The organism is Pseudomonas sp. KB_12 (genome assembly GCF_052114545.1).
Lineage (GTDB): Bacteria > Pseudomonadota > Gammaproteobacteria > Pseudomonadales > Pseudomonadaceae > Aquipseudomonas > Aquipseudomonas brassicacearum.
The window spans coordinates 49,644-64,356 of sequence record NZ_JBFREY010000013.1 but is presented as its reverse complement, the minus strand read 5'-3'; the positions used below and the strand labels follow the sequence as shown (position 1 = coordinate 64,356).

Sequence of the window (14,713 nt, the reverse complement as noted above, 5' to 3'; positions counted from 1 at the left end):
CCCAATAATGAAAAAAATAATACTCAAGGCCCCCGTGGGCCTCGTCGTTGCGTTCGCCACTTCTCATGCGCTTGCAAGCGGTTTTGCCCTCAATGAACAGAGCATCAGCGGGATGGGATCGGGGTTTGCCGGTCGCTCGTCCTCGGCCGAGGACGCGAGCACCGTCTTCGGCAACCCCGCGGGCATGTCTCGTCTGAAATCAGAGCAGGTGAGCCTGGGGGCGGCGACGCTCTTCGCGAAGAATGACATCAGCCAGACCCGCAGTACCTTTGGCGGCCAGGAGGACGGCGACGTCGTGCCCACGACCACCGTACCCATGGGTTACTACGTCAAGCCCATCGATGAACATTGGGCGTTCGGCGTGGGTTTCTATGTGCCGTTCGGCCTGATTACCGATTACGGCAGCGACTTTGCCGGGCGCTATTACGGCAACAAAAGCGAGGTCACGACGCTCACGTTCCAGCCCACCATCAGCTATGCCTTCAATGACAGGGTTTCGATCGGGTTCGGTCCGACGGTCAACCGTATCAGTGGCGAGATAACCGGCACAGTGCCCAACCCACTGAGTCCGGGTCGCAATGATGGAAAACTCAAAAGCAACGGCGACGATACGGCCCTTGGTTTCAATGCCGGAGTGCTGGTGCAGGCGACGGATCGAACCCGTGTGGGCTTGACCTACCATTCCAAGGTCAGCTACCACCTGGACGCCAAGACCAAGGTCAGTAACGGCATCTTCAGTGTGATAGGGCTTAGCGGGCGCAGCTATGATGCTTCACTGGATGTGGACACCCCGGAGTCCGTGGACTTCTCGGTGACGCACCAGCTCGACAACGACTGGACCCTGTACGCGGGCAGCACCTGGACACGCTGGAGTCGCTTCAAGGAGCTGACCATCGAGAATACGGGCTTGCCACCTTTATTGAGCGGTGCRCTGGGCACCATTACCGAAGAGCAGAACTGGCACGACACGTGGGCTCACGCCATTGGCACGGCGTATCAGTTGAACAGCCAGTGGGTGTTACGCGCAGGCTTCTCGGTCGACCAGTCGCCCGCCAACAACACCAACCGTGGGCCACGGATTCCTACTGGCGACCGAAAAATCGTCAGTTTCGGCGCCGGCTGGACGCCAGTGGACAACGTCACGATCGACGTCGCTTATTCCTATCTGTGGGAGGAGAGCGTACGGGTCAACGAAACCCCGCCAGCCCGAGGTGCCTACAGCTCCAAGTACAGGAACAGTGCGAGCGGCCTGGGTACTTCCGTTAGCTATCGCTTCTGATCGAGTGCCGCTTTACCGGCCGGGAGTATAGGCTGACTCCCGGCTTTCAGAGCGCTTCGCCATCCTTTCAGGCTCCCATGATGCGTGCCATGAGACCTTGGTGAAACCGACGCGGCGTGGCCCAGGTCAGGACGGTCATTGCCTTGTTGCCAAAGCCCGGCACGACACTCAATCGTCCGGCTTGCAGTGCTCGAATGCCTGCGCGGACCACGGGTTGTGGCTGCATCATGACCATTTTCAAGGCTGGCGTAATCGTTTGCCTGGCGCTTTGCGCAAACCCTGTATCCGACATCCCTGGACAAAGTGCCGTCACGATGACGCCGTCGCTTTTGAGTTCACGATGCAACGCATCAGAGAAGCGCAGCACGTAAGCTTTAGCGGCAGAGTAAACGGCAAAATTCTTCACGCCTTGAAAAGACAGCAGGCTGGCGACCATCAGGATGTGTCCACGCTTGCGGACTCGCATGTCTGCCGCGAAGACGTGAGTCAGGGCCGTCAGGCTGGCGATATCCAGATCAATCATGGCCAGGGAACGATCCAGAGGCTGATCCAGAAAAGGCCCTTGCAGTCCATGTCCCGCATTGTTGATGAGCACATCGACCACTATTTTTCGCTCGCTCAGACGCTTATGCAGTTCGATGACCGCGGGGATCGACGACAGGTCTACTTGCTCGACGAGCACATCAATGGCGAAGCGTTCGCGCAACTGAGCGGATAACGCTTCGAGCTTATCCAGCCTGCGCGCTACCAGGACGAGCGATTTCCCTTGTGCTGCGTATTGCCGGGCAAACTCTTCGCCAAATCCGCTTGAGGCGCCAGTGATGAGCACCCAGGAGCGTTCGTTCGGTTTCATGTCGTTGGTCTCTGGTTGTGAGCTGAAGGAGAAGGGCTGCAAGCGTTGGGTGATTTGGTCAACTCAGCGAGTCGCCACCGGCTGGGCCTCAGGAGGCTGCCAGCCACCACCGAGCGCCCTGAATGCGGCCACCGCCGCCCGTGCCGATTCTGTGCGTGCTTGCGCCCGTGCATCGGAGACTTGCAGCAGCGTCGCATCGGCATTCAGGACATCGATCAGGCTGGCTGTGCCTTTCTGATAGGCAATGAATGACGATTGGCGGGCCTGCGTCAGCGAGGTTTCGCCCTGGGTGAGGGTGCTCGCCTGGGATTCTCGATTCACCAGCGCGGAGAAGGCGTTCTCGACGTCCTCGGTGGCGCGCAATGCGGACTGGCGGTAAGCCGCCAGTGCTTCGGCTTCCTGGCCCTTGGCCTGATCGATTTGCGCATTGATGCGGCCAAAGTCGAAGAGTCTCCAGCGCAGGCCCAGAGCGCCAACCGCCTGGCTGGCGTCGCCGGTGAACAGGTTGCCCGCGGAAACCGCTGTGGCACTGCCCAGCAACGCACTGAGGGAGAATTTCGGGTAGTACTCAGCGACGGCTTCGCCGATACGTGCATTGGAGGCGGCAAGACGGCGCTCGGCCACGATCAGGTCTGGTCGGCGGCGCAGCAGGTCAGCGGGGGTGCCCATGGTCGTTATCTGTGGCGCCAGAGGGATGCTTCGTCCGTTCGCCAGTTGCGTGCGATGGGTACCGGGCGACGTGCCAAGCATGACATCTAGCGCATTCATGGCAGCGTCCAGGCCGGTCTGCAGCACGGGCACCGTCGCCTGGACCTGTGACAGGGCGCCCTCGACCTGATGAACCTGATAGCTGGCCGCAAGGCCCTTGCTGTAGAGGAGTTGGGCTTTCTCCAACAGATCCTGCTGCGTCTTGACTTGTCGATTGGCGATGTCCAGCCGCGCCTGCAACCCGCGGGCAGTGATGTAGAGATCGGCGGTCTGCGCGGCAACGACCAGTCGTGTCGCCGCGACGCCTGCCTCGCTAGCTTGGTATTGGGCCAATGCGGCCTCGCGTCCACGGCGCAGGCCGCCGAAGAGGTCGATTTCCCAGCTGGCCCCCACATTGAGTTCGTAGGCGTTCCCGTATCGATTGTATCCGGGTGTCGAGTTCAGCACTTGGCCAAGGGGAGTTTCCACGGATTGGTATGAGCGCGCGGCCTGGCCGTTGATGTTTCCAGAGGGCAATAACGCGGCATTTGCAGCACCCAGGCCTGCTCGTGCCTGGGTGACACGGGCCGAAGCCTGCGCCAGGTCCAGGTTCTGCTCAAGTGCCTGGGCAATCAGGTCGCTGAGCACTGGGTCAGCAAAGCCTTCCCACCACGTGACGAGGCTGGCCGATGTCGCTGCAGACCTCTGCTCGACAGACGCCTGGCCCAGGTAACGATGCGCCAGCGCAGCGTCCGGACGCTGGTAGTCCGGACCGACCGTGCAACCTGTCATCAAGCTGAAGCTCACCAGCAAAGCGGCGGGGTGGAGGGGCGACATTGAGACTCCTGGAGCCATGGATGGTTTGTGACCATATTATATTGTGGTCACAATCTGTCAATGAACACTCATAGGACGCAGCGGCAATATGATCTGTTAATCGACAAGCATTGCTGCAACCAATGCAATGTGATGGCTTGTGACGATTGACAGTAATGGTCACTAGATTGAGAATGAGGCTCCTGTCCTATCTGCCCAAAAGGGAACCTATGCTCCGGCTTCGACCTGTCACCTTTGCCGTTTGCTTGTTGCCTCTCGTCCTGACGGCGTGTGGCGACTCATCCACCGCTAAAGATCCACGCACGCTTGCGCCCTTGGTACGGGTCTCTGAAGTCCAGGGTTCGTCTGATCTCTCGCGATCTTTTACCGGCGTCGTGGCGGCTCGGGTCCAGAGCGACCTGGGCTTTCGGGTAGCGGGCAAGGTGCTTGAGCGCCTGGTCGATAGCGGGCAGGCCGTCAAACGGGGGCAGCCGTTGATGCGCCTCGACCCCATCGACCTGGGGCTGCAGGCGCGAGCCCAACAAGAGGCGGTCGCTGCCGCCCGGGCCCGGGCCAAGCAGACCGCCGATGACGAGGCACGCTATCGCGACCTGGTCGCCGCAGGTGCTATTTCTGCATCGGGCTACGATCAGATCAAAGCCGCTGCCGATACCGCCAAGGCACAACTGAGCGCCGCACAAGCGCAGGCCGACGTCGCCCAGAACGCGTCTGGTTATGCCGTGTTGCTCGCCGATGCCGACGGCGTGGTGATGGACACGCTCGCCGAGCCTGGGCAAGTCGTCAGCCCCGGGCAAACCGTGGTTCGACTGGCGCGGGCAGGGCAGCGTGAAGCCGTTGTGCAATTGCCCGAGACCTTGCGGCCTGCCGCAGGCTCCGCCGCACAGGCGACGCTTTATGGCGTTACCACGAGGGCGGTCACCGCGAAGCTGAGGCTGCTGTCGGATTCGGCTGATCGTGTGACGCGTACCTTCGAGGCTCGGTATGTGCTGGAGGGCGCGCTGGCCACTGCGCCGCTGGGTTCGACCGTCACCCTTCGCATCGCCGAAGACAGCGCGCAACGGCAGGCGCTGCAAGTGCCGATCGCTGCCGTTTTTGACCCGGGCACCGGCACCGGCGTGTGGGTCATAGACGGGGAACCGGCGAAAGTCACCTGGCGACCTGTGCAAATCCTGAGTTTGAGCGATGACGCTGCGCGAGTCGCCGGCAAGCTCAATGTGGGCGAGCGTATTGTCGGGCTCGGCGCCCACCTGTTGCGTGAAGGTGAGCAAGTGCGGCTGGCTCAACCGGGTGACGTGAAGGTTGCCGGGGGCCGTCCATGAGCCTCAACCTGTCGGCACTCGCTGTTCGCGAGCGCTCCATTACCGTGTTCCTGATCTTTCTGATTGCCGTCGCAGGCACCTTGGCGTTCTTCCAACTGGGACGTGCCGAGGACCCACCGTTTACGGTCAAGCAGTTGACCGTCATCACGGCATGGCCAGGCGCGACCGCCCAGGAGATGCAGGACCAGGTCGCCGAACCGCTTGAAAAGCGCCTGCAAGAGCTGAAGTGGTACGACCGCACGGAAACCTACACCCGTCCGGGCCTGGCTTTCACCATGGTGTCGCTGGTCGATCGCACGCCACCTTCGCAAGTGCAGGAGGAGTTCTACCAGGCGCGCAAAAAGCTCCAGGACGAAGCACTCAAGTTGCCAGCGGGCGTGATTGGGCCGATGGTCAATGATGAGTTTTCCGATGTGACGTTCGCGCTTTTCGCCCTGAAAGCCAAAGGCGAGCCACAACGGTTGCTGGTGCGCGATGCTGAAGCGTTGCGCCAACGCCTGTTGCACGTGGCGGGTGTGAAAAAGGTCAACATCATCGGCGAGCAGGCCGAACGCATCTTTGTCTCCTTCTCCCATGACCGGCTGGCCACTTTGGGCGTTTCGCCCCAGGACATCTTCGCCGCGCTGAACAGCCAGAACGTACTCACGCCCGCCGGTTCCATCGAAACCAACGGGCCACAGGTCTTGCTCCGGGTAGACGGTGCCTTCGATAAACTGGCAAAAATCCGTGACACGCCCCTGGCGATTCAAGGTCGCACGCTCAAGCTCTCGGACGTCGCGACCGTTGAGCGTGGTTATGAAGATCCGGCCACCTTCCTGGTGCGCAATAACGGCGAAGAAGCGCTGTTGCTGGGCGTCGTGATGCGCGAGGGCTGGAACGGCCTGGACCTGGGCAAGGCCCTGGACGCGGAGACGGCCAGGATCAATGAAGGCATGCCGCTGGGCATGACGTTGACCAAGGTCACCGATCAAGCCGTGAACATTGACTCGGCCGTCGGCGAGTTCATGGTCAAGTTTTTTGTCGCGCTGCTGGTCGTAATGCTCGTTTGCTTTCTCAGCATGGGCTGGCGTGTAGGCGTTGTGGTCGCAGCCGCCGTACCGTTGACACTGGCGATAGTGTTTGTGGTGATGGCGGCCACCGGAAAGAACTTCGACCGGATCACCCTGGGCTCGTTGATCCTGGCACTTGGGCTGTTGGTGGACGACGCCATCATCGCTATCGAGATGATGGTGGTGAAGATGGAGGAGGGCTACGACCGGATCAAGGCCTCCGCGTATGCCTGGAGCCATACGGCTGCGCCGATGCTGTCCGGCACGCTGGTGACGGCCATCGGATTCATGCCTAACGGCTTCGCCCAGTCGACCGCCGGTGAGTACACCAGCAACATGTTCTGGATCGTCGGCATTGCCCTGATCGCTTCCTGGGTGGTGGCGGTGGCCTTCACCCCTTACTTGGGGGTGAAGCTGTTGCCGGACATCAAGCCGGTCGAGGGCGGTCACGCAGCCATCTACAACACCCGCCACTACAATCGTTTCCGTCAGGTCCTGACCCGCGTCATCGCGCGCAAGTGGTGGGTGGCCGGCACCGTGATCGCGACATTTGTCGTGGCGATTCTCGGCATGGGGCTGGTCAAGAAACAGTTCTTCCCGACCTCCGACCGTCCCGAGGTGATGGTCGAGGTACAGATGCCCTATGGAACCTCTATCGAGCAGACCAGCGCCGCCACCGCCAAGGTCGAGGCCTGGTTGCAAAAACAGGATGAGGCAAAAATCGTCACGGCCTACATCGGCCAAGGCGCGCCACGCTTCTATTTGGCGATGGCACCGGAACTGCCCGATCCTTCGTTTGCCAAGATCGTGGTATTGACCGACAGCCAGGAAGCGCGCGAGATCCTCAAGTTCCGTCTCCGTGAGGCGGCTGCCGAGGGGCTAGCCCCAGAAGCGCGGATCCGGGTGACGCAACTGGTGTTCGGTCCGTACTCGCCATTTCCGGTTGCCTACCGGGTGATGGGGCCTGATCCGTCGAAATTGCGCGAGATCGCGGGCCGGGTCCAGGATGTCATGCAGGCGAGCCCGCTGATGCGAACCGTCAATACCGACTGGGGACAACTGGCGCCGACGTTGCATTTCACCCTGGACCAGGATCGTTTGCAGGCGGTCGGCCTGACGTCAAATGCCGTCGCGCAGCAATTGCAGTTCCTGCTCGCGGGGGTGCCGATCACGGCGGTTCGCGAGGACATCCGTTCGGTGCAGGTGGTCGGTCGTGCTGCCGGTGACATTCGCCTCGATCCGGCCAGGATCGAAGGGTTCACCCTGGTGGGCGCGGCGGGCCAGCGCATTCCGTTGTCCCAGGTGGGTGAAGTGGATGTGCGCATGGAGGATCCGATTCTTCGTCGTCGTGATCGCACCCCGACCATTACCGTACGCGGCGACATTGCCGAAGGCTTGCAGCCACCGGACGTTTCGAGCGCGATCATGAAGGCACTGCAGCCGGTCATCGAGACGCTGCCGAGCGGCTACCGGATCGAGCAGGCGGGCGCCATCGAGGAGTCGGGCAAGGCCGGCAAGGCGATCGTGCCGCTGGTGCCGATCATGGTGGCCCTGACGCTGCTGATCATCATCGCGCAGGTGCGTTCGATCTCGGCAATGATCATGGTGTTCCTCACCGCACCGCTGGGCCTGATTGGGGTGGTGCCGACCCTGCTGATTTTCCAGCAGCCGTTCGGGATCAACGCCTTGGTCGGCCTGATCGCACTCTCGGGCATCCTGATGCGCAACACACTGATCCTGATCGGGCAGATCCATCACAACAAACAGGAAGGGCTGGACCCGTTCCACGCGGTCATCGAAGCCACGGTTCAACGGGCCCGCCCGGTACTGCTGACGGCGCTGGCGGCGATCCTGGCCTTCATTCCGCTGACGCATTCGGTGTTCTGGGGGACGCTGGCCTACACGCTGATCGGCGGCACGTTCGTTGGCACCATCATGACGCTGGTGTTCCTGCCGGCGATGTATTCCATCTGGTTCAGGATCCGTCCTGACCCTTCAGCGCACGCTCAGACAGCTGTGCAGGCTTAAGCAGCGCACTTGTGCTTTTTAGTGAACATCGACTGAGATATGAAGAGGTTTCAATGATGACTTCCCAAGGTCAAAAACGCATCGTCGTCACCGGCGTGGGCATTGTCGGCCCGTTGGGTTGTGGTGTCGAAGAAGTCTGGCAGCGCCTGCTGGCCGGGCGCTCCGGCATTCGCATCCTGTCTGGCGATATTACCGAGGGAACTGGCGTGGCGGTGGGTGGCCAGGTGCCGTCGTTGGAGGAGGACGCCATCGCCGGTTACGACCCGGAGCGCATCATCCCGGTCAAGGATCGCAAGAAGATGGATCGCTTCATCGAGTTCGCTCTGGTAGCCGCCGACGAAGCCCTGGCCCAGGCCAACTGGCATCCGACCGAAGCGGCTGACCAAGAGCGGACCGCCACTATCATCTCGTCGGGCGTGGGTGGCTTTGGCGCGATTGCCGATGCCGTGCGTACCACCGACGCCCGCGGCCCACGTCGCTTGTCACCGTTCACGGCGCCGGCCTTTCTCGCCAACATGGCGGCGGGGCACGTTTCCATCCGCCATGGTTTCAAGGGGCCGCTTGGCGCGCCGGTAACGGCCTGCGCGGCTGGGGTGCAGGCGATTGGCGATGCGGCCAGGCTGATCAGGAGCGGTGAGGCGGATATCGCCTTGTGCGGCGGTACCGAAGCGGCAATCGATCGTGTCACCCTGGGCTGCTTCGCGGCGGCTCGCGCGCTGTCCACGGGATTTGCCGAGCGCCCGCAGGAGGCCTCGCGTCCCTTCGACCGTGATCGCGACGGCTTTGTCATGGCCGAGGGCGCCGGCGTGCTGGTGATCGAATCGCTGGAACATGCCCTGGCACGCGGGGCCAAGCCCCTGGCGGAACTGGTGGGTTATGGCACCAGCGCCGATGCCTACCACCTGACGGCGGGCCCGGAGGACGGCAACGGCGCTCGGCGTGCGATGGAACAGGCGCTGCGCCAGGCTGCTATCAGCCCCTCGGACGTGCAACATATCAATGCCCACGCGACGTCTACCCAGGTTGGCGATAGCGGTGAACTGGCCGCCGTTCGCTCGGTGTTCGGCACGGGCTCCGGTGTTGCGATTACCTCTACCAAATCCGCTACTGGGCACCTGCTGGGCGCGGCCGGGGGCATTGAGGCTATTTTTACGGTGTTGGCGCTTCGGGACCAGATCGTTCCGCCTACCCTGAACCTGGTTCATCCTGACGAGGCCGCTGCGGGGCTTGATCTGGTTGGCTTGGAGGCCAGGCAGATGCCGATTACCTATGCGCTTTCCAATGGGTTTGGGTTTGGTGGGGTTAATGCCAGCGTGTTGTTTCGTCGTTGGGGGGGCTGAGGTTTAGGGGGCGTGTGTATATCCGTTGCTGCGGTAACGGCTGCTTAGGGTTCCGCCCTTACGGCGGCTCACTTTTGAGAAGCCCGGGAGCCGGCCCAGTCAAAAGTAAGCAAAACGCTCATGCCCCACCACTCGGTGCCTCGCCTAGGCTCGGCATGCCTGAACGAAGGCATTGCTCCGTGGGCCGCCGCGAGGGGCCATCCATGGCCCAGCGCGGCTACCTCGGCATCCATGCCGAGGTGCCCAACAAGAACCTGTGGGAGCGAGCTTGCTCGCGATGACCTCGGCACCATCCAACATCACTGCAAACTGAACCACCGCTTTCGCGAGCAAGCTCGCTCCCACATGGGGTTTCGGGTGTTCACACTGTCTGAGTACGACACAAGGACCTGTGGGAGCGAGCTTGCTCGCGATGACGCCATCACATCCAACATCACTGCAAACTGAACCACCCGCTTTCGCGAGCAAGCCCCCTCCCACAGGGGAAACGCGATCATCAAAAAACAGGCGGGTTATAAGGTCGCCTCGCTTTTGCTTGTGCCTGGGCCGGCATTCCGGCATCTCAAAAGTAAGCCGCTGCAGCCCACACCGCAGAAATGGATATACTCACCAGCCCGCCTGGAAAAGCCAAGTCGCTACCAGGCTTCCCCAACCCAACCTCGACGTAATCGCATGGCCCATACCCGTTACACCAATGTTCCTTAAGAACCGCTCAAACGTGCCGATACAGCGCGGTAGAACCGATTGCGCGGGTGCCCCAGTGGTGTCCGTCGAAAGATATTCCAGGCGCTCACGCACCTGTGCCCTTGTGATTTTTCAGGTTTGATCAGAATCGGACCTCAGGTAATGAACCATGTCAGCCCACAACAGGACCGAGCTGGAAGGCGCCCTTGCCGTCTGCAAAGGTAGTTTTCTGTCCGTTGGTTTTTTCAGTTTTTTCGTCAACTTGCTGATGCTGGTTCCTTCGTTCTACATGCTGCAGGTGTATGACCGCGCGGTAGGAAGCGCCAGCCTGTCGACGCTGTTGATGCTGACGCTGATCATGTTGCTGTTGATGATCACAATGGGTGGTTTGGAGTGGGTCCGTTCGCGAATCATGGTACGGATAAGCACTCGCCTGGACACGCTGCTGAGCCAGCGTCTGTTCGACGCCAGTTTCAAGCAGGCGCTCAATACCAGCGGCATGAATGCCACGGCCCAGCCTTTGAACGACCTGAACGGTTTGCGCCAGTTCCTGACCGGCAACGGCCTGTTTGCGTTTTTTGACGCGCCGTGGATCCCGATCTACCTGGCTGTCATGTTCATGTTTCATTCCTGGTACGGCTGGATGGGGGTCGTGAGTGCCGTGTTGCTGGGCGCGCTGGCCTTTGCCAACGAAAAGCTTACCCACTCACCGCTGCAAGTTGCCAACCGCGAACAGATGGCCGCCACCGCCTTCACCAACAAGAGCTTGCGCAATGCCGAAGTGGTGCAGTCCATGGGCATGCTTGCCAGCCTGCGCCAGCACTGGAGCGGGCGGACCCATAGGATTCTCGCCCTGCAAAGCCTGGCCAGCGACCGCGCCGCGACCATGACCTCGGTGTCCAGGACGTTCCGGCAGATCGTGCAGTCGCTGGTGCTGGGCCTGGGCGCCTATCTGACGATCAATCACGAGATTTCGTCCGGACTGATGATTGCCGGCTCGATTTTGCTAGGGCGCGCGCTGGCGCCCATCGATCAGCTGATCGGCGTGTGGAAAGGCTTTCTGGGGGCCCGTTCGCAATATGCCCGGCTGCACGAATTGCTGCTCAAGATTGCCGCCGAACCTGAGCGCATGTCGCTACCGGCACCTGAAGGGGCGATTCGCGTCGAGGGCCTTTCGGCCGGATCCCCGGACGCTCGTAAGCCGATTATTCGCGGCGTGGGCTTTCAGGTGGCCGCGGGCGAAGTAGTGGGCATCATTGGTCCCAGCGGCGCTGGAAAGTCGACCCTGGCCAGGGCACTGCTGGGCGTCTGGCCTAGCCTGGCCGGCACCGTACGCCTGGACGGCGCGGACATCAGCCAATGGCGTCGGGAGGAGTTGGGCCAGTACATCGGTTATCTGCCCCAGGACATCGAGTTGTTCGAAGGCACGATCAGCCAGAACATCTCCCGCTTCGGCCCGGTGAACGCACCTGCCGTGGTCGCCGCCGCGCGCATGGCGGGTGTGCATGAGCTGGTGCTGCAACTGCCCGATGGCTACGACACTTTGATCGGCACCAATGGTGGTGGATTGTCCGGCGGCCAGCGGCAACGTATCGGCCTGGCGCGCGCCTTGTACGGTGAGCCGCGCCTGGTGGTGCTCGATGAACCAAACTCCAACCTGGATGAGGCCGGCGAAAAAATGCTCGCCGAGGCGCTGCAAAAGCTCAAGCAGAGCAGGGCCACGGTGTTTGTCATTACCCATCGACCCGGGGTGTTGGCGCAGGTGGATAAATTGCTGGTTCTCAATCATGGCGAACTCAGTCTGTTCGGGCCGCGGGATCAGGTCCTGGCCCGTTTGCGCGACGCAACACCCGCAGCCCGCCAGGCTGCCTCGATTCAACTGTAGGAAGCGGATGAGCGATTTCATGCAAAACAGTCAACACTCATCCACCGCGTTGCTTGTCGATGACACGCCGGTAAGACGCGTCGGCTACCTCATGCTGCTGGTCACCTTTGGCCTGTTCGGTGGCTGGGCTGCGTTGGCCCCGCTCGACAGCTCGGCACTCGCGCCCGGCGTGGTCACGGTCAAAAGCTACCGCAAGACGGTGCAGCACCTTGAGGGCGGCATCGTGCGCGAACTGCGTGTGCATGACGGTGACCTGGTCAAGACCGGCGATGTGTTGCTGGTGCTCGACAACACCCAGGCCCGTTCGGAAATGGAAACGACGCGCAGCCAGTTGATTGCCGCGCTTCAATTGCAGGCCCGGTTGGAGGCTGAGCGTGACGCACTGCCCGAGCCTCTGGCGGTGCCGGCCCTGGATCCCGCGGACCCACGAGTGCAAGAGGCCCGCGACAGTGAAGCCCGGATCTTCCAGACCCGACGGACCTCGTTGCTGGGCGAAATCGGCTTGCAAGAGAAGACCATCGGACAAATCGAAGAACAGATTCGCGGATTCAAGGCCATCATCGCCAGCAAGCAGGCGCTGGCGGCTTCCTATCAAGAAGAAATAGTCGATTTGCGGGCACTGCTTGCCGAAGGCTATGTGGACAAACAGCGACTGCGTGAGCAGGAGCGCAGCCTCTCTCGCCTGCAAACCGAAATAGCTGAAAGCCAGTCCGAGATTGCGCAAGCGCATGTCCATATCGACGAGGCGAGATTGAAGATACTGCAGTTGAAAAAGACCTTCGCCAGCGAAGTCGCCGGCCTGTTGGGCGATGCACGGACCAAGGTGTACGAACTGCGCGAGCGACTGGCCACCCTGCAGGACCGCGATCAACGTACCGATATCCTCGCGCCCGAGTCCGGAATGGTCATGGGCATGACGGTCCATACCCTCGGCGCCGTGGTCAGCCCAGGCACTGCGCTGCTGGACATCGTTCCGGCCAACGAAGAGCTGATCATCGAGGCGCAGGTGTCGCCGATGGACATCGACCGCATCGCGTTGGGCAAGCTGGCGGACATTCGTTTCAGCGCGTTCAAGAGCAGCACCACGCCCGTCATCGAAGGACGGTTGGTGCAGATTTCCGCCGACCGCCTGATCAACAAGGACACCGGCACGGCTTATTACCTGGCACGCGTGGCACTGACGGACAAAGGGCGTCAGACGCTGGGCAACCTGACCCTGGTACCGGGAATGCCGGTCGAAGTGCTGGTCAACACGGGCGCGCGAACGCTGTTGCAATACTTGATACAGCCGGCGAGCAATGTGTTCGCCCGTTCGTTGATCGAGGACTGAGATGAGGTTCCTGATTACGATGTGCCTGGCCTTCATGCCACTGGGAGCGCTCGCTGACGATACTTATGTCGACCTGTGGCAATTGCACCAGGAAGCGCAGGGCGCTGATCCGCGTGTCCTGCGGGCACAAGCCCTGGTTCGAAGCGGCGAGGGCAAGGAGCGCGCGGCCTTTGGTCAATTATTGCCACAGCTCAACGCCAGCGGCAGTGTCAACCGCGGCCGGCGCGACGACGACCTGAACCGTATCCAGTACAACGGCAAGCGCATGGCCGTGGTGCTCAATCAGGTGATCTACGATCCGCAGGTCTGGCGCAGTTACCAGAAGTACATCGAATTGACCCGGCAGAGTGGCTACGAGTCGACCGATACCCAGGTGCAGGCCAGCATCGATCTGTCCGAGCGTTACTTCGCTGTTCTTGCGGCCGAGGATGACTTGTCGCTGGTGCGCAGCGAGCTGGAGGCGACCGAACGTAACCTCAAGCGAGTCAAGGCCTTGTACGCGCGGCAGATGGCGATGGTGACCGACGCACTCGACCTTGAGGCGCGAGTGGATGCGCTCAAGGCTGACGAGATCGAAGCCAGCAACAAGGTTCTGGTCAGCCGTGAAGCGATTTCCGAATTGGTGGGGCGCGATGTCAGCGAGCGGTTCAAGCGCATCGGCGACAATCCAGCCTTCAGCCTGCCGGCGCAAGCGCAGGACTACTGGGTGCAGACGGCACTCGACAGCAACCCGGCGCTGCACGCCCGCGAGCACAGCGTCCGCGCCGCCGAGGCGGCTATCGATGAAAACAAGGCCGGGCATCTTCCTCGGCTGGGCCTGAACTTGACGGCGCAACGCAGCGATATTGGCTATGAAGGCGCCGTGACGCCTCGCTCGGACAACCTCGTCGCGTCCCTGGACTTGCAGATGCCGCTCTACAGCGGCGGTTCCACCCGCGCACGTGTATCGAGCTCCGAAAGCGACAAGGAAGCCGCCCAGCAGGAGCTGGAAGCCTTGCGTCGCCAGGTCATCAAGGAAACCCGCACCGCTTATCTCGGCATGACGGCCGAACTCAGCCGGATCAAGGCAACACGGCGTGCGCTGGAATCGGCTGAAAAGTCTCGGGTCGCCACGGAGAAAGCCTTCGGCTATGGCGTCAAGAATGCAGTCGATGTGCTGGACAGTATCAAGGACGAGTTTCGCGCACGGCGTGATTTCTATCAGTCCCAATACAAGTTCGTGACCAGCTTGCTGGTGCTGCATCGCTGGAGCGGAAGATTGGGAGATGGGGATATTCGCCAGGCTAATGGATGGCTGGTTGCGCCATAATTAGCGGATTCAAGGCGTCAAATAGTGGCTAAGTGATATCATTTTCGCTGTTTCTGATGCAAAATAACCCTTTGTAGCGGCCGCATTTCGGAAGGCCGCAGATCGTTCACAGG

General features: G+C 61.4%; 9 protein-coding genes. 7 read left to right on the top strand and 2 right to left on the bottom strand.

Annotation, left to right across the window (positions count from 1 at the left end):
- The first annotated feature begins 7 nt into the window (after positions 1 to 7).
- Positions 8 to 1,279 (top strand): OmpP1/FadL family transporter, encoded by a 1,272-nt coding sequence (locus AB4Z20_RS12805; RefSeq protein WP_442090036.1) that lies wholly within the window; start codon positions 8 to 10, stop codon positions 1,277 to 1,279.
- Between the two features lie 67 nt (positions 1,280 to 1,346).
- On the opposite strand, the gene AB4Z20_RS12800 is transcribed toward AB4Z20_RS12805, so the two are convergent.
- Complete coding sequence (locus AB4Z20_RS12800; RefSeq protein WP_258688181.1) at positions 1,347 to 2,132, bottom strand: SDR family NAD(P)-dependent oxidoreductase; 786 nt, start codon at positions 2,130 to 2,132, stop codon at positions 1,347 to 1,349.
- Between the two features lie 63 nt (positions 2,133 to 2,195).
- Complete coding sequence (locus AB4Z20_RS12795; protein ID WP_442090035.1) at positions 2,196 to 3,656, bottom strand: efflux transporter outer membrane subunit; 1,461 nt, start codon at positions 3,654 to 3,656, stop codon at positions 2,196 to 2,198.
- Between the two features lie 209 nt (positions 3,657 to 3,865).
- Here AB4Z20_RS12795 and AB4Z20_RS12790 point away from each other — a divergent pair, with 209 nt between their 5' ends.
- The 6 genes from AB4Z20_RS12790 (at position 3,866) to AB4Z20_RS12765 (ending at position 14,600) form a co-directional block, all read left to right on the top strand.
- Positions 3,866 to 4,975 carry an efflux RND transporter periplasmic adaptor subunit gene (locus tag AB4Z20_RS12790; protein ID WP_442090034.1) on the top strand — a complete coding sequence of 370 codons (1,110 nt, stop codon included), beginning with the start codon at positions 3,866 to 3,868 and terminating at the stop codon, positions 4,973 to 4,975.
- On the top strand, positions 4,972 to 8,052 hold the full coding sequence (locus AB4Z20_RS12785; protein ID WP_442090033.1) for an efflux RND transporter permease subunit: 3,081 nt from the start codon (positions 4,972 to 4,974) through the stop codon (positions 8,050 to 8,052). Before AB4Z20_RS12790 ends, AB4Z20_RS12785 begins: the two co-directional genes overlap by 4 nt.
- Positions 8,053 to 8,105: 53 nt before the next feature.
- A complete protein-coding gene (gene fabF / locus AB4Z20_RS12780; RefSeq protein WP_442090032.1) occupies positions 8,106 to 9,392 on the top strand; it encodes a beta-ketoacyl-ACP synthase II in 1,287 nt (428 codons plus the stop codon).
- A gap of 853 nt (positions 9,393 to 10,245) precedes the next feature.
- Positions 10,246 to 11,961 (top strand): type I secretion system permease/ATPase, encoded by a 1,716-nt coding sequence (locus AB4Z20_RS12775; protein ID WP_442090031.1) that lies wholly within the window; start codon positions 10,246 to 10,248, stop codon positions 11,959 to 11,961.
- A 19-nt stretch (positions 11,962 to 11,980) separates the two neighbouring features.
- The gene (locus AB4Z20_RS12770; RefSeq protein WP_250886112.1) at positions 11,981 to 13,291 is read left to right on the top strand and encodes an HlyD family type I secretion periplasmic adaptor subunit; all 1,311 of its coding nucleotides are present in this window, start codon (positions 11,981 to 11,983) and stop codon (positions 13,289 to 13,291) included.
- Between the two features lies 1 nt (position 13,292).
- Complete coding sequence (locus AB4Z20_RS12765; protein ID WP_442090030.1) at positions 13,293 to 14,600, top strand: TolC family protein; 1,308 nt, start codon at positions 13,293 to 13,295, stop codon at positions 14,598 to 14,600.
- The last annotated feature ends 113 nt before the right edge of the window (positions 14,601 to 14,713 follow it).